We start from the raw sequence: 14,785 nt of genomic DNA on the forward strand, positions 1-14,785 counted from the left end.
TACTTGGGGTCATTACGGGGGGTTGTTACTCGTCCGTCAAGCACCATAAGCGCCCCGGCCCCCAGTTCACATCCCCGTTCTTTTTCCGGAGATTTTGAGTAAGGTTAGGCTTACCTTCAAGAGCCCCGTTTCATCCGACGGATCGGTGATCACATGCCTGCGCCCGTTTCGGCCGTCTCCGGCGCCTACGCCCGCCTGGCCGAGGTCCTCCCGGGACTGGCGGTCACCGAGCTGAGCGCCGACGACGAGACCCCGCACGGCGGCGGCTGGACCAGGGCCGCCGCCCTCGCGACCGCGGGCCCTGCCCTCGACCGCTTCCTCGCGTGGGACGTGGACCAGATCGAACGGGACTACGGCCGCCAGGCCCGCCCCGACGTCGTCGCCACCTTCGGCCTGCACCGCTACGCCTGGCCCGCCTGCCTGCTGATCACCGTGCCGTGGTTCCTGCACCGCCGGGTCCCCCGCTACCCCGTGACGCACGTCTCGTACGACCGCACCGCCCCTGGCCACGCCCTCGGACGCATGGCCGTCCGCCCCGCCGGCTTCGCCTGCCTGCCCGGCGACGAGGCGGCCGCGCTGCCGGGCGCCCGGGTCGTCCCCGACGAGGAGGCGCTGCGGGCGGAGGTGCGGTCGGCGGTCGCCGAGCACCTGGAGCCGGTGCTGACCGGTTTCGGCCCCCGGATGCGGCGCCGCGGACGCGCCCTGTGGGGCATGGCGACCGACGAGATCGTCGAAGGGGTCTGGTACATCGCCCAGCTGCTCGGCGAGATCGAGGAGCGGCGCGCGATGCGCGAGCTGGAGCTGCTCCTGCCGGGCGCGACCAAGCCGTACGTCGGCACGGCGGGTTTCCGGGAACTGGCCGGCCCCGGCTGCGAGCCCCTGCTCACCCGGGACCGCGCGAGCTGCTGCATGTTCTACACACTCCGCCCCGAGGACACCTGCGCCACCTGCCCGCGCACCTGCGACACGGACCGCGTCACCAAGCTGCTGGCAACGGCCAGTTGAGCTCAGGCGGGGATGGATGGACCGCCGCCGTCCCGTAGGATAATCACGGAACCGGACACCCGCACGCCCACCGGCGATTCACATCACCCTCACGCGTCAGGGGAACTTTCCGGGGAACCACTCGTACGGGTAGTCTTGTTCGAACTCAACTCCCGCCCCTCAAGCGGCAGTTCGAGCAGAACGCCGCCCTGGGGCATTCCCTTGCACTTCCTTGGCGGCCTCTTGCCCCGAAACCCCCTGAGGGCCGATGGGATTGGGCCACTATGGCGGGCGTTACGCCCTATCCCAATGCAAGGGACCCCAGATGAGACTGACCGACATATCGCTGAACTGGCTGCTTCCGGGCGCCGTGCTTCTCCTGGGCATGCTGGCGGCGGTGGCGGTGCTCGCGCGCGGCAAGCGCTCCTCGGTCAAGGACACGAGCGCGGACGACTCCTGGGAGCGCAGCGAGGAACGCCGCAGACGCAAGGAAGCCCTCTACGGCACCCTCTCTTACCTCCTCCTCTTCTGCTGTGCGGCCGTCGCCGCCCTGCTCTCGTTCCACGGCCTGGTCGGCTTCGGCGAGCAGAACCTCGGGCTCTCCGGCGGCTGGCAGTACCTCGTCCCGTTCGGCCTGGACGGCGCGGCGATGTTCTGCTCCGTCCTCGCGGTGCGCGAGGCCAGCCACGGTGACGCGGCGCTCGGCTCCCGGATACTGGTCTGGACGTTCGCCTTCGCCGCGGCCTGGTTCAACTGGGTGCACGCGCCCCGGGGCATCGGTCACGCGGGTGCCCCCCACTTCTTCGCGGGCATGTCCCTGTCGGCGGCGGTCCTGTTCGACCGCGCGCTGAAGCAGACCCGCCGGGCCGCCCTGCGGGAGCAGGGCCTGGTGCCCCGCCCGCTGCCGCAGATCCGTATGGTGCGCTGGCTGCGGGCCCCGAGGGAGACCTACCGTGCCTGGTCGCTGATGCTCCTCGAGGGTGTGCGCAGCCTGGACGAGGCCGTCGACGAGGTACGCGACGACCGGCGCAAGAAGGAAGAGGCCCGGCAGCGGCGGCGCGACCAGCAGCGCGTGGAGCGGGCCCAGCTGAAGGCGATCAGCCGCGGTCACCGCGGCCACTTCGGCCGGGGTGGCGGACGCCAGCTGGAGGTGCAGGTGGAGCGCGGCTCCTCGCAGGTCACCGCGGAGCCTGCCATATCGGCGCCGGAGCCCCTGCCCGTGCGCTCACGTCCCTCCCTTCAGCCGGTGCGCAAAGGAGCTGACCCCGTGACCGTCGACCTCACCGCGGAGGACGACACCATGGCACTGCCGCGGCTGGACTCCCTGGAGCGCAAGCTCAAGGACCTCGAGCAGCAGTTCGGTTAGCCGAGCCGGAGCGACGCGGCGAGAACCGGCGAGGGGGCGTGGCCTGCGGGCCGCGCCCCCTCGGCGTTCACGCCGCCTCCGCCTCCAGCTCGAACCAGACGGCCTTGCCCACACCGTGCGGCCGGACCCCCCAGGCGTCCGCGAGGGACTGCACCAGGAGCAGGCCCCTGCCGTTCGTACCCTCGTCGGCGACCGGGACGCGCAGCCGGGGCCTGCGGGCCACGAAGTCCCGTACCTCCACCCGCAGTCCATGGGGCCCGACGGTGGCCGTCAGGACCGCGTCGTGGTCGGTGTGGACGATCGCGTTGGTGACGAGTTCACTGGTGAGCAGTTCCGCCACGTCCGACTGCCCGTGCTTCCCCCACTGCCCGAGCATGTCCCGCAGGGCCCTGCGGGCTTCCGGGACGGCCCGCAGGTCCGCCCGCCCGAGTCTGCGCCTCAACTGCGGCGCCGGATCCTGCTCCGCGATGTCGTCGGCCCCGTCCTCCACCGTCTTCACCGAGAAGCCCCCGATCGTTATGGGACCGCCTCGTCGTGCCTGCCTCTCCATGACCCCCGCCCGCGTGCCGATGTCGGTTCCCCTCCTGCTCGAACACGTTCACGGGGATCCATGCCCCAACGGGAACGCGGCAGTCATGTCGAATTGTCAACGACCGGATGTTCGGCCACCGGAACGGGACGGGCGGCCCGGGCGGCGGGCCGCCGAGCGGTACGACGGTGAGGGAGAGGGGGACAAGAGGGTAGCCGATCAGTGTCCGCGAGTGGATCCTGACCGCCGGAGATCGGACGATGGGCCGATGGCCGGCTGCCGATCCCTGCGTACCCGGTGAAGGGCTGGGGCGACGGACCCTCGTGCGGGGCGCCCCGGTGAAGTTGGCCGAAGTACGACGGTCTTGACATCCGCCGAGACCAGTACGGGGCCGTCCTCCCCCACCCCCGTGGCGGGAGGACGGCCCCGGTCTTTTGTCGGGCGCGGTCAGTAGAGCTTGTTGACGGCGGTGGTCGTCGTCTTCTTGAAGGCGGCCACGGGAGCGTCGCCGAAGTCGCCCATCTGGCCCCACTGCACGACGGTGACGGTCCTGCCGTCCCGCCCGACGGACAGCAGCGAGATGTCCGTGGCGCCCCAGGACGTCTCGGTGTGCAGGCCGCGGACGCGGGCACCCTCCTCGACCTGCAGAGTGCCGTAGTCCCGGCCCTCGGCCTCGACGTCGGGGTCGTTCTGCTCGATGCGGTCGGCGCAGGTGCGGATCAGGTCGTCGTAGTGCTTCGCCAGGGCCTTGGCCAGGGCGGCTGTGTCCGCCACGACGGTCAGCTGCACGGCGCCGGTGTCCAGGTCGGTCCGGAACTCCCGGTGCCGGTAGTCGTAGGAGGGCACGCCCTCCGTGCTCACGCAGTAGCCGAGTCCCTCCGGGAACCCTTCGGTGACCGGGCCGGCCGTCCAGGCCGAGGTCGGGTGCGGCGGCAGCTGGGACGCCGACAGGAACTTGGGAGCGGCGGCCTTCGGCGCGGCGCCGGCGGCCGGTGCCGTGAGGACGGTACTGGCCGCGAGGGCGGCGACGGTGAGTGCGGTGAGCGCGCTGGCTCGGATGTGCTTGGGCATGGGTGTTCCCCCGTGGATGAGTGCGTGGATGAATGCCGAAGGCATGGATGCCGGATGGCGCCGCGAGGCCGGCTGGTCGGCCCGGACCTGCTCGGTGCGACACCAAAAGCATCAGCGGTCACACCGGGCGGGCGCAACAGCCGGCATGCGACCGGGCACGGTGGAACCATCCCAGCCCCTTTGACGTGCCGGTACATGGGGTGCCTGGGATGCCGTTCCGGGCCGGGTCGGACCTACGAGGACGGGGGAACGGTGTCGGCACACAGCGACGTCGACGACGTCGGGGGGTTCGCGGCGCTGCTGAGGACGCTGAAGGAGCGCACGGACCGCAGTTACGGTTCATTGGCCCGGCGTCTGGCCATGAACACCTCGACCCTGCACCGCTACTGCGCGGGCGAGGCCCTCCCCGTCGACTTCGCGCCCGTGGAGCGCTTCGCCGCCCTGTGCGGGGCGTCCCCCGAGGAACGTCTGGAGCTGCACCGCCGCTGGCTCCTGGCGGTGGCGGCGCGGCAGCGGCCCCGGACGGCGGGCACGGCCGGTACGTCCGGTACGGCGCCGGGGGGCGAGGTCGCCACCGGTGCGGACGAACCGGAGCAAGGACCGGACTTCGTCGACGGCCTGACGAACGGTCCGGTATCCGACGCGGTGGACGACCCGGAGCCTGACACGTTGGACGGCCCTGCGGGCGACCCCGAGGAAGACCCCCCGCTCCCTCGCCGGCCCTGGTACCGCCGCAGACGCGTCGCGGTCGGACTGGCCGCCGCCTGCGCGGTGCTCGCGGCACTCGGGAGCCTCGCCGCACTGCCGGACGGGCGGCGTACGCCCGCCCGCGACCGGGCCGACGCGGCCGGTCCGGCCCCTTCCGCCATGACGGAGACCAAGGCACCGGACCACCGCGACGCCTCCCCCACTCCGAGCGGCGGCTCCCCGAGTCCCCGGGGGTCCTCCCCCTCCGCCTCCCCGGAGCAGCTGAAGCCCTCCCCGTCACCCTCCCCCCGCACCACCCCGCCCACCGGCGGCTCCGCGCCCACCCCGCCCCTCACCTGGTCGGCCGACTCCCAGGCCTGGAAACTCGGCTGCGGTCACGACTACGTCGTCGCCAAGCCGCCCGGGCAGGTGCCACCGCCGCCCGTCCCGCAGGACGCGGGGGTCTGGGCCGCATCACAGAACGCGGTGCACGGCGGCGAGACGCTCGTACAGCTGACCGTGCAGGGGCGGACCGACACGGCCGTCGTACTGGAGGCACTGCGTGTACGCGTGGTGGGGCGGACGGCCCCGGCGCAGGGCAAGGCCTACGCCATGAACCGGGGTTGCGGCGGTTCCGTCACCCCGCGTTCCTTCGACGTGAACCTGGACAAGGACCGCCCCATCGCCCGCGCCGTCGCCGGGAGCGACACGGGCACGCCCATCCCGGCGGTGAGCATGCCGTACCGCGTCTCCGCGCGGGACCCCGAGGTGCTGCTGATCAACGCCAGGACCCAAGGGTGCGACTGCCGCTGGTACCTGGAGCTGGACTGGTCCTCGCAGGGCCGCACGGGCACGGTCCGGATCGACGACGACGGCCGCCCGTTCCGGACCAGCGGCATCAAAGGGCTGTCCCGCTATGTGTACGACCTCACCGCACGCGCCTGGACGCCCTACAGCTAGTGCCGCGGCAGGCAACGTTTGCCCGTCAAGGAGCGGCGTCCGGTGCGTGCTCTCGGCGTGCCGGGTGCATGCCCTCGTACTGGATGTACTTGGGTTTGTGCCCGGTGCGGCGAGAGTGCGTGCCGGGCGTCGCGACGGGGCGAACGTTGCCTGCCGCGGCACTAGGGCCTAGAACCGGGGCAGGTTGCGCAGGTTGGAGCGGGCCATCTGCAGCATCCGGCCGACTCCGCCGTCCAGCACCACCTTCGAGGCGGACAGGGCGAATCCGGTCACCATCTCGGCCTTGATCTTCGGCGGGATGGACAGCGCGTTGGGGTCGGTGACGATGTCGACGAGGGCCGGCCCCTTGTGCTTGAAGGCGTCCTTCAGGGCCCCGGCGAGGTCCTTGGGCTTCTCGACGCGCACCCCGTACGCACCGCAGGCGCGGGCGACGGCGGCGAAGTCGGGGTTCTTGTTCGCGGTGCCGTACGAGGGGAGGCCGGCGACCAGCATCTCCAACTCGACCATGCCGAGGGAGGAGTTGTTGAACAGGACGACCTTGACCGGCAGATCGTACTGCACCAGCGTCAGGAAGTCGCCCATCAGCATGGAGAAGCCGCCGTCGCCGGACATCGACACGACCTGCCGTTTGCGGTCGGTGAACTGGGCGCCGATCGCCATCGGCAGGGCGTTCGCCATCGAGCCGTGGGAGAAGGAGCCGATGACGCGGCGGCGGCCGTTGGGTGAGATGTAGCGGGCGGCCCAGACGTTGCACATGCCGGTGTCGACGGTGAACACGGCGCCGTCGGAGGCCACTTCGTCGAGCACGGAGGCCACGTACTCGGGGTGGATCGGCGTGTGCTTCTCGACCTTGCGGGTGTACGCCTTCACGACGCCTTCCAGTGCGTCGGCGTGCTTCTTCAGCATCCGGTCGAGGAAGCGGCGGTTCTTCTTCTCCTTCACCCGCGGGATCAGACAGCGCAGCGTCTCCCGTACGTCGCCCCACACCGCGAGGTCCAGCTTGGAACGGCGGCCGAGGTGTTCGGGCCGGATGTCGACCTGCACGATCTTGACGTCGTCGGGGAGGAAGGCGTTGTACGGGAAGTCGGTGCCGAGCAGGATCAGCAGGTCGCACTCGTGGGTGGCCTCGTAGGCGGCGCCGTAGCCGAGCAGGCCGCTCATGCCGACGTCGAAGGGGTTGTCGTACTGGATCCATTCCTTGCCGCGCAGGGCGTGCCCGACCGGGGACTTGATCTTCCCGGCGAACTCCATGACCTCGGCGTGTGCGCCGGCGGTGCCGCTGCCGCAGAAGAGGGTGACCTTGCCGACCTCGTCGATCATCTCGACGAGCCGGTCGATCTCGGCGTCGCCCGGGCGGACCGTCGGGCGGGAGGTGACGAGGGCGGTCTCGGCGGCCTTCTCCGGGGCGGGCCGGTCGGCGATGTCGCCGGGCAGGGTGACGACGCTGACGCCGCTGCGTCCGACGGCGTTCTGGATGGCGGTCTGCAGCAGCCGAGGCATCTGCTCCGGGCTGGAGATCATCTCGCTGTAGTGGCTGCACTCGGTGAACAGCCGGTCGGGGTGGGTCTCCTGGAAGAAGCCGAGGCCGATCTCGCTGGACGGGATGTGCGAGGCGAGGGCGAGGACCGGGGCCATGGAGCGGTGGGCGTCGTAGAGCCCGTTGATGAGGTGGAGGTTGCCGGGGCCGCAGGAGCCGGCGCAGGCGGCGAGCCCGCCGGTGACCTGCGCCTCGGCACTGGCGGCGAAGGCGGCGGTCTCCTCGTGCCGGACGTGGATCCAGTCGATGGCGGAGTTGCGGCGGACGGCGTCGACGACCGGGTTGAGGCTGTCGCCGACGACTCCGTAGAGACGTTTGACTCCGGCACGGGTCAGGATGTCGACGAACTGTTCCGCGACGTTCTGTTTGGCCATGGTTCTCGTCTGCCCCTTCGGTCTCCTGGGATCCCTCCGGGTTCCATCAAGTCACACCGGTCGCGCTCACGCCTCCCAAACCGCGGCGGCCGTACGGTCGTCCGCATAACCCTTGACCCGTACGTGGGAGTCGGCGAGGAACGCGGCGAGGCCGGGCGGTTCGGGGCGGGACCACCGCTCGGCGAGGTACTCGCCCAGCTCGGGCTCACCGCGCAGGGGCTCGGCGAGCCCGCCGCTGCACATCAGGAGCGTGTCACCCGGGCGGGCGACGGAGGTCCGGAAGCGGAACGGCTCGCGCGGCGGCTCCGGGGCCGGTTCGTACGGGCTGGGCGGGGTCGGGATGCCCAGGTCCATGGTGAGCCGGTCGCCCTCGGGGGTCTCGGAGGGCGGTGAGCCGAAGCCCACGACGGGGTCGCCCTTGATGTCGGCGACCTGCGGCTCGATGTCCTGCCACTCCCCCTCCCGCAGCCGGAACAGTCCGCCCGGTCCGACCCCGAAGAACACCCGCGTGCGGCATCCGGGGTCGGCCGACAGCAGCAGACAGCGCAGGCTCGCCGCGTACTCCTCTGGGCCGACACCCTGCTCGGAGGCGCTGGCCCGGAGCTTGCCGAGGCTGCGGTCGGTGAGCCGGTGCAGCCCGGACTTCAGGTCGCCGCGCCGGCCATCCCTTATGTCCTCGACCAAGCGCGCGTGGCTGCGCCCTACGGCCCGCCCGATCCAGTGGCAGGCCTCGGCGGCGGCGCGGTGCGCACCCGGTGTGGCCCGGGCCCCGGTCGCCATCGCCACCAGCAGCAGCGCGTGCTCACCCGTCCCGAACCGGGCGGTGAGCAGCGAGTCCCTGCGGGGCTCACCCCGATACCGCGCGGAGTCCCCCCGTACGGAAACGGCCCGCAGCGTACAGGCCCCGTACCGGGCCCCGTCCAGCACGGTGTCCGCCACGAGATCGTCGAGGTCGTCCGGGTCGGCGGCCGGGAGAGCGGTGGGTTCGGCGTCGTACGTGGGCGGCCGGGTGCCCACGTGACCACGCGGCCGGGGCGTGGGGGCGGGGCGCTCGATCCGGGGGGCGTCGTGGTCGGGAGGGGGGTCCGTGGTGGGCGGAGTGTCGACGAGCGGCGGCGATACCGGCCCGGGCCCGGCGGCAGGGGGCTCCGTGGTGCGGGGATCCGCGGTCGGTGAGTCCGTGGACGGCGGCTCTGCGGGGCCCGGCGGAACGGGCGGCCGGTCGATCGGAGCGGGGGGCGCGGCGTCACGGGGCTCGGCGGTGGCCGGTGGGGCGGGGCTGGCAAGGGGCCCGGACGCCGTGGCCGGGTGCGCCTCCGGATCCGGCCAGGCCGGAGGGGCCTTGGGGGGTGGGGGAACCGGGGGTGTCCCGGAGGCGGGGAACGCCGGGGCCGGGGACTGCTCCGGGCGCTCCGAAGGCGGAGGCGGGGCGGCTGTGGGCGGTGGTGCGCCACCGGTCCGGTCGCCCGAGGGCCGATCAGAGCCCGCCGCAGCCGGAGCCGCACTGCCCTGCCGCTCATCCGCGGACGGACGCGGGGCCGCTGTGGGCGGGGGCGGGGGCGCTGTGGGCGGAGGCGGGCCGTCCGCCCGCTCGGCCGTGGGCGGACGGGTCCCTGCCGCGCCCGGAGACGCGCTGCCCGGCCGGCCCTCGGAACGGGGCGGCTCAGGGCGGCCCTGCGGTTTCGGTGCGGTCGGGAAGCTCATGGGCCCGGTGGGCAGGGGCGGTGGTGGCTCCCCGGGGGCGCGCTGCGGGGCCCGGGGGTTCGGGCGGGGCGTGGCCGGGAGGTCATCGGCTCCGGTCCGGGGTGCCGGAACCACCGGCTCCGCGCCGGGGTGCCGCGCCGCCTGCCGTTCCGGGGAGCCGGTCCGCGCCTCCTCCCCGTCCCTCAACGCCCCCGACGCCGACGCGAACCGGTCGTCCAGGGAATCCCGTGCCGGTGCGGGGCCCGTGTCGTCGGTGGAGTCGTCGTACAACTCCCTCCACCAGTCGTCCTCGTGACCGGTGGGCCTTCCCCCCTGCTGGCTCATGCCCGTAATTGTCCACCGCACGAGCCGGATGAAAACGGGGCTTGTGGAAAAAACCGGCCGGCCGCGGGCAGGTGATCGGCTCGTCGGGTGAGCCATAGAACGGTCATCCGAAATCCGGGGTCCGGCGGGGCACGAGCGGCTGACCTGCGGGTCTGGGGCCCGGCCATGCTTCTGACCTGCGTGTTCTCCGGTGTTCCGGCAGTCTGGTCAGATGGGAGTGTGGGACCTCCTGCTGGTCGGGCTGGTCATCCTGCTCGGGCTGTGCGGAGTGCTGCTGCCCGCCATGCCGGGATCGTTGCTGGTGTGGGCCTCGGTCATGTGGTGGGCGCTGAAGGATCCGCAGCCCGTCGCATGGTGGGTGCTGGTCGCGGCCACGGTCCTGCTGCTGGTCTCCCAGGCCGTCCGCTGGGCACTGCCGCCGCGGCGGCTGCGGATGAACCGCACCACCCGCCGCATGCTGGGCTGCGCCGGCATCGGATCCGTCCTCGGCTTCGTCCTGGTCCCCGTCCTCGGCGCGATCCCCGGATTCCTCGCCGGTGTCTACCTCTTCGAACGGTCCCGCCTCGGCCGTCACGCCGACGCGGTCGCCGCCCTGCGTACGATCATGCGCGCGGGCGGCTCCAGCATTCTGGCCGAACTGTTCACCTGCCAGCTGATCGCGGCGGCGTGGGTCGGCGCGGTCGTCTGGGGCTGAACCGGCCCCTCAGGCCGGACATCAGGCCGGACGTCAGGCGGGAAGTCAGGCGGACGTCAGGCGGGGAGGACGCCCTCGTGCGTCAGCAGCCGTACCTTGCGGTCCAGGCCTCCCGCGTATCCGGTCAGTGCGCCGTCCGCCCCGATCACCCGGTGGCACGGGCGGACCACCAGCAGCGGATTCGCGCCGATCGCACCGCCGACGGCCCGCACGGCCGCCCGGGGCGCCCCGATGCGCGCGGCGATCGCGCCGTAGGTCGTGGTGGCGCCGTAGGGGATGTCGTCCAGCGCGGCCCAGACCTTCTCGCGGAACGCGGTGCCCTCGGTGCGCCACGCCAGGCGGAACTCCTGCAGTTCCCCGGCGAAGTAGGCGGCGAGCTGCTCCTCGGCCTCCCGGAAGGGCCCGGGGTCGTGCCGCCACTCCTCCCGCACCTCGCGTCCGCCCTTCTGTCCGGGCACCGACAGCGAGGTCAGCTCGCCGGTCGGGGCGGCGGTGAGAAGCAGCGGCCCGAGGGGGCCGGGCACGCTCGTCCAATAGGTCGGGCATGTCATCGGGACTCCCACTCCCCTGCTGCGCGCAGGTGGTTCAGTGCGTACGAGCGCCAGGGGCGCCAGCTGTCGGGGACGTCGAGGCCGGGCGGGGCCACGTCCGGGTCGCCGAGGGCGCGGGTGCGGATCTCGGCCACAGTACGGGCGTCCAGGCCGGGCACGGCCAGCAGGGCGTCCTGCGCGTCGTCCCGGTCGGCGCCCGGGTCCAGGCGTACGGCGTGGTCGGCCAGGGCGGCGGTGAGCGCGCCGAGGGTACCGCCGGGCTCGGCGCCGGCGAGCACGGCCGGCTCGGGGAAGAGGTGGGTGAGGCTGCCGCAGGGGGCGTCGAGGGCCTTGCCGTAGCGGCGTACGAGCCGTTCCGCCTCCGTGCGGCGGGTCAGTGCGCGCACCGCGAGTTCCTCCGGGTCGGCGGTGCCCGGCGAGCGCAGTCCGGGCCGGGCGGCGACCAGGGGGGCGAGGCGCGGGTCGGCGGCGAGGCGCTCGTCGACGGCGTAGGGGTCGGCGTCCAGGTCGAAGAGGCGCCGCAGCCGCTGGACGGCGGTGGTCAGGTCGCGCGGGTCGGTGAGGTGCAGCCGGGCGTCGAGCCAGCCGCCCGGGTGGGCGCCGAATCCGGTCCGGGTGGTGCCGGGGCGTTCGCCGACGGCGACGATGCCGGTGCCGTAGGGAAGGCGGAGGGTGCGCCGGTAGGTGCGGGCGCCGGGCGGGCCGCTGACCTCTTCGACGCCGGGTACGGCCTCGTGTTCGAGCAGGTCGAAGACGGGGCCGGCCTGGTAGGGGCCGCGGTGGGCGAGCCGGAGCGGGATGCCGGCGTTCGGGGTGGCCGTACGGCGGTCCCGGCCGTGCTTCGGCGCGGCGGCGCGCAGCTCGCTCGGGGTAGACGCGTACACCGCCCGGATCGTGTCGTTGAACTGGCGCACGCTGGCGAAGCCCGACGCGAACGCGATCTCGGTGATCGGCAGCCCGGTGGTCTGCACGAGGACGCGTGCGGTGTGGGCCCGCTGGGCCCGGGCGAGGGCGACCGGCCCTGCGCCGAGCTCGGCGGTGAGCTGCCGCTGCACCTGCCGGGCGCTGTAGCCGAGGCGTCCGGCGAGCCCGGCGACGCCTTCCCGGTCGACCACGCCGTCGGCGATCAGCCGCACGGCCCGGCCCACCACGTCGGCGCGGACGTTCCACTCGGCGGAGCCGGGCACGGCGTCCGGACGGCACCGCCGGCAGGCCCGGAAGCCCGAGCCCTGCGCGGCGGCGGCCGTGGTGAAGAACCGTACGTTGGCCCGTTTGGGGGTGACCGCGGGGCAGCTCGGCCGACAGTAGATGCCGGTCGTCTCGACGGCGAAGAAGAACACCCCGTCGAAACGGGCGTCGCGACTGCGCACGGCCTCGTACCTGGTGTCCTCGTCCGTTCCCTGGTCTGTCACAGCTCCAGTCTCCGCCGTCGACCGACGGGCCGCTGGCGGAAATCGGACACCGCGATCGGGGGCGCGGCGGTGGCAGACGGGGCGGGAAACGGGGCGCCGGGTGGCCACTCCTGGGCCGAGGGCCCGATACGGGCCCGGCCCGGGCGCGATACGGACCCGGCATTCGGGACACAGGAACCGATCGGGTTCGGGCGGGCAGACACCAGTCGCGACGCGAGCCCGCAGCCGGACACCGAGCCCCCGCCACAAGCCCGGCAGCGCCACCCGACGACTGGACACAGGACGCGATACGGGCCCCGGGGTGGCGGAGCCCGGGCGTGACGCGGGCACGCAGCCGGACACCGAGCCGGCCCTCGGCCGACAGTGCAGCGTGAGCCCGACAGCGCGGCCCCGCAGCCGGACACCGGGCCGGCCGCAGGCCCGGCAGCGCGGCGCGGATCCGACGGCGGGGGTCGGGCCCCTCAGCGCGGCACGGAACCGACGGCGCAGCGTGAGCCCGACAGCGCGGCCCCGCAGCCGGACACCGGGCCGGCCGCAGGCCCGGCAGCGCGGCGCGGATCCGACGGCGGGGGTCGGGCCCCTCAGCGCGGCACGGAACCGACGGCGCAGCGTGAGCCCGACAGCGCGGCGCGGCCCCGGCGCGGGCCCGCCACGCGCCACACGCCTCGCGCCGCAGGCCCCGGCACCGCCGCGTGAAGCGGCTACGCGCGCCAGTGCGCGCCCCGCTTCGCCTCCATCGCGGCCCTGCCCATCGCCCCCTTCCGCTTCCAGTCCTTGCGGATCTCGGCGCGGAGGCGGGCGTCGGTCTTGGCGACGATGCGCTGGTTCTCCCGCAGCAGCTTGCGGTAGCTCTCCAGGCGCCGCTCCGGCAGGTCGCCGCTGTCGATGGCGGCCAGCACGGCACACCCCGGCTCCGCCTCGTGGGCGCAGTCGTGGAAGCGGCAGCGCTCGGCCAGTTCCTCGATCTCGGAGAACACCCGCCCGACGCCCGTCCCGGCGTCCCAGAGTCCGACGCCGCGCAGTCCGGGGGTGTCGATCAGGACGCCCCCGCCGGGCAGGGCGAGCAGGTTGCGCGTGGTCGTGGTGTGGCGGCCCTTGCCGTCGACGTCGCGGGTGGCCTGGACGGTCATGACGTCCTCGCCGAGCAGCGCGTTGGCGAGGGTCGACTTGCCCGCGCCGGACTGCCCGAGCAGTACGGACGTGCCGCCGCCGACGAGCGCGGCGACCCCGTCGAGCCCGTCCCCGTCGACGGAGCTGACGGGCACGACCGGCACGCCGGGCGCGCTCGTCTCCACGTCCTGGACGAGGTACGCGCGGGTCACGGCGTCCGGCACGAGGTCGGCCTTGGTGAGGACGACGACGGGCTGGGCCCCGGATTCCCAGGCGAGCGCGAGGAAGCGCTCGATGCGGCCAAGGTCCAGCTCGACCGCGAGGGACACGGCGATGACGGCGTGGTCGACGTTGGCCGCGAGGATCTGCCCCTCGGACCGCTGCGAGGAGGTGGAGCGGACGAAGGCGGTGCGGCGCGGCAGGCAGGTGCGGACGTAGCGCGGGTTCCCGCCGGGCTCGACGGCGACCCAGTCGCCGGTGCACACGACCCGCAGGGGGTCGTGCGGGGTGACGAACGCGGTGTCGGCCCGCAGCGGCCCGTCGGCGGTGACGACGTCACACTGACCGCGGTCGACCCGTACGACCCGGCCCGGGAGCAGGCCTTCGGCCTCGTACGGGGCGAACTCGGCCTCCCAGCCCGCGTCCCAGCCGTACGGCTGAAGCGGATGCGAGGCAGACGAGGACGAACCCGAAAGAGAAGAGAAAGACAAGGGGTGACCCTTCACAAGGGTGGCCCCGGCACGGCGCTCGAAGGCGCTGAGAGGAGGAGGTCAGCCGGAGGCCACGGAGGTGGACTTGATGAACTTCCGGATGCGGGCAGCGCCCATCTCAGAGACAGCCATCGATCACACCTCCTGCTCGTCACACAGCCGACGGCGGCAGCAGCAGACCGCCGCGCGATTCGCCCCCACCATAGAGCCGTGCGCCCCTCGGGCGCCACGGAATTGAACCCACCCTCGCGGGGCCGTCGACCCACCCTCGCGGGAGCGCCGGGGAGGGCTCCCTCGGCGCCCCTCGTGCACGACGCGCACGTGGTGGCCGGACGTGGTGCACTGGAATGACGGGAGGTGCAGCATGTCAGGTCGCGCAGGCAAGACCCGCAACATCTTTCTCGTGTGGCTGATCTGGCCGCTGATCACACTGGGCATCTACCATCTGGTCTGGTACTACAAAGTGAATCGCGAAGCCCGGGAATTCGATTCACGGATCGAGGTCAATCCGGCGATGGCCGTACTGGCCGTCACCGTCGGCTGGCTGATCATCGTTCCCCCCTTCGTGTCGGTCTACAACACCGGTCTGCGCGTTGCCCGCATGCAGCAGTCGGCCGGGATGGAACGGAGTTGCAACCCCTGGATCGGCCTCATCCTCTACATCGTGGCCGTGCTGTTCCCGCTCTACTACCAGCATGAGCTGAACCAGATCTGGGCTCGATACCAGAACGTGGAAGAGGGCGAGCAGGTGCCGCTCGCAGCCTGACGGCGG

The 14,785-nt window shown here is 72.9% G+C and carries 12 protein-coding genes; 5 read left to right on the forward strand and 7 right to left on the reverse strand.

Annotation, left to right across the window (positions count from 1 at the left end; translation table 11 throughout):
- The first annotated feature begins 153 nt into the window (after positions 1-153).
- Together HDC93_RS13980 and HDC93_RS13985 are read left to right on the forward strand one after the other, a co-directional pair.
- Complete coding sequence (locus HDC93_RS13980) at positions 154-1,005, forward strand: (2Fe-2S)-binding protein (protein WP_185010647.1); 852 nt, start codon at positions 154-156, stop codon at positions 1,003-1,005.
- Positions 1,006-1,309: 304 nt separating this feature from the next.
- The gene (locus tag HDC93_RS13985; protein WP_185010649.1) at positions 1,310-2,350 is read left to right on the forward strand and encodes a DUF2637 domain-containing protein; all 1,041 of its coding nucleotides are present in this window, start codon (positions 1,310-1,312) and stop codon (positions 2,348-2,350) included.
- Positions 2,351-2,417: 67 nt separating this feature from the next.
- Here the strand turns inward: HDC93_RS13985 and HDC93_RS13990 are convergent, their stop codons facing one another.
- Positions 2,418-2,900, reverse strand: a complete 483-nt coding sequence (locus tag HDC93_RS13990; protein WP_221516677.1) for an ATP-binding protein — start codon at positions 2,898-2,900, stop codon at positions 2,418-2,420.
- A 426-nt stretch (positions 2,901-3,326) separates the two neighbouring features.
- Positions 3,327-3,950: a hypothetical protein gene (locus tag HDC93_RS13995; RefSeq protein ID WP_185010652.1), complete on the reverse strand. Its 624-nt coding sequence runs from the start codon at positions 3,948-3,950 to the stop codon at positions 3,327-3,329.
- Between the two features lie 252 nt (positions 3,951-4,202).
- Between HDC93_RS13995 and HDC93_RS14000 the strand changes: the two genes are divergently transcribed.
- Positions 4,203-5,597, forward strand: coding sequence for a helix-turn-helix domain-containing protein (locus HDC93_RS14000; protein WP_398984987.1), 1,395 nt, complete (start codon positions 4,203-4,205; stop codon positions 5,595-5,597).
- A 168-nt stretch (positions 5,598-5,765) separates the two neighbouring features.
- Here the strand turns inward: HDC93_RS14000 and HDC93_RS14005 are convergent, their stop codons facing one another.
- Together HDC93_RS14005 and HDC93_RS39650 are read right to left on the reverse strand one after the other, a co-directional pair.
- Positions 5,766-7,508 (reverse strand): pyruvate dehydrogenase, encoded by a 1,743-nt coding sequence (locus HDC93_RS14005; RefSeq protein WP_185010656.1) that lies wholly within the window; start codon positions 7,506-7,508, stop codon positions 5,766-5,768.
- Positions 7,509-7,574: 66 nt separating this feature from the next.
- Positions 7,575-8,525 carry a protein phosphatase 2C domain-containing protein gene (locus HDC93_RS39650; RefSeq protein WP_398984991.1) on the reverse strand — a complete coding sequence of 317 codons (951 nt, stop codon included), beginning with the start codon at positions 8,523-8,525 and terminating at the stop codon, positions 7,575-7,577.
- A 1,222-nt stretch (positions 8,526-9,747) separates the two neighbouring features.
- Between HDC93_RS39650 and HDC93_RS14015 the strand changes: the two genes are divergently transcribed.
- Complete coding sequence (locus HDC93_RS14015; protein ID WP_185010660.1) at positions 9,748-10,230, forward strand: DUF456 domain-containing protein; 483 nt, start codon at positions 9,748-9,750, stop codon at positions 10,228-10,230.
- Between the two features lie 56 nt (positions 10,231-10,286).
- On the opposite strand, the gene HDC93_RS14020 is transcribed toward HDC93_RS14015, so the two are convergent.
- From HDC93_RS14020 to rsgA, 3 genes are all read right to left on the reverse strand, one after another.
- Complete coding sequence (locus HDC93_RS14020) at positions 10,287-10,781, reverse strand: methylated-DNA--[protein]-cysteine S-methyltransferase (RefSeq protein ID WP_185010662.1); 495 nt, start codon at positions 10,779-10,781, stop codon at positions 10,287-10,289.
- Entirely contained in the window at positions 10,778-12,193 is a 1,416-nt protein-coding gene (locus HDC93_RS14025; protein ID WP_185010665.1) for an AlkA N-terminal domain-containing protein, read from the reverse strand. The genes HDC93_RS14020 and HDC93_RS14025 overlap by 4 nt, the downstream gene beginning before the upstream one ends.
- Positions 12,194-12,894: 701 nt before the next feature.
- Positions 12,895-14,013, reverse strand: a complete 1,119-nt coding sequence (gene rsgA, locus HDC93_RS14030) for a ribosome small subunit-dependent GTPase A (RefSeq protein ID WP_185010667.1) — start codon at positions 14,011-14,013, stop codon at positions 12,895-12,897.
- 364 nt (positions 14,014-14,377) lie between these two features.
- On the opposite strand from rsgA, the gene HDC93_RS14035 reads away from it, so the two are divergent.
- Complete coding sequence (locus tag HDC93_RS14035; RefSeq protein ID WP_185010670.1) at positions 14,378-14,779, forward strand: DUF4234 domain-containing protein; 402 nt, start codon at positions 14,378-14,380, stop codon at positions 14,777-14,779.
- Positions 14,780-14,785 lie beyond the last annotated feature (6 nt).

Origin of the sequence: Streptomyces sp. AK010, from assembly GCF_014207295.1 — a bacterium.
GTDB classification, from domain to species: Bacteria; Actinomycetota; Actinomycetes; order Streptomycetales; family Streptomycetaceae; genus Streptomyces; species Streptomyces massasporeus.

What these genes read in the sequence shown, in the direction of transcription:
- HDC93_RS13995 (WP_185010652.1), bottom strand. Translation starts at nt 3,950, where the DNA reads ATGCCCAAGCACATCCGAGCCAGCGCGCTCACCGCACTCACCGTCGCC.
- HDC93_RS14035 (WP_185010670.1), top strand. Translation starts at nt 14,378, where the DNA reads ATGTCAGGTCGCGCAGGCAAGACCCGCAACATCTTTCTCGTGTGGCTG.
- HDC93_RS14020 (WP_185010662.1), bottom strand. Translation starts at nt 10,781, where the DNA reads ATGACATGCCCGACCTATTGGACGAGCGTGCCCGGCCCCCTCGGGCCG.
- HDC93_RS13980 (WP_185010647.1), top strand. Translation starts at nt 154, where the DNA reads ATGCCTGCGCCCGTTTCGGCCGTCTCCGGCGCCTACGCCCGCCTGGCC.
- HDC93_RS13985 (WP_185010649.1), top strand. Translation starts at nt 1,310, where the DNA reads ATGAGACTGACCGACATATCGCTGAACTGGCTGCTTCCGGGCGCCGTG.
- HDC93_RS14005 (WP_185010656.1), bottom strand. Translation starts at nt 7,508, where the DNA reads ATGGCCAAACAGAACGTCGCGGAACAGTTCGTCGACATCCTGACCCGT.
- HDC93_RS14015 (WP_185010660.1), top strand. Translation starts at nt 9,748, where the DNA reads ATGGGAGTGTGGGACCTCCTGCTGGTCGGGCTGGTCATCCTGCTCGGG.
- HDC93_RS13990 (WP_221516677.1), bottom strand. Translation starts at nt 2,900, where the DNA reads ATGGAGAGGCAGGCACGACGAGGCGGTCCCATAACGATCGGGGGCTTC.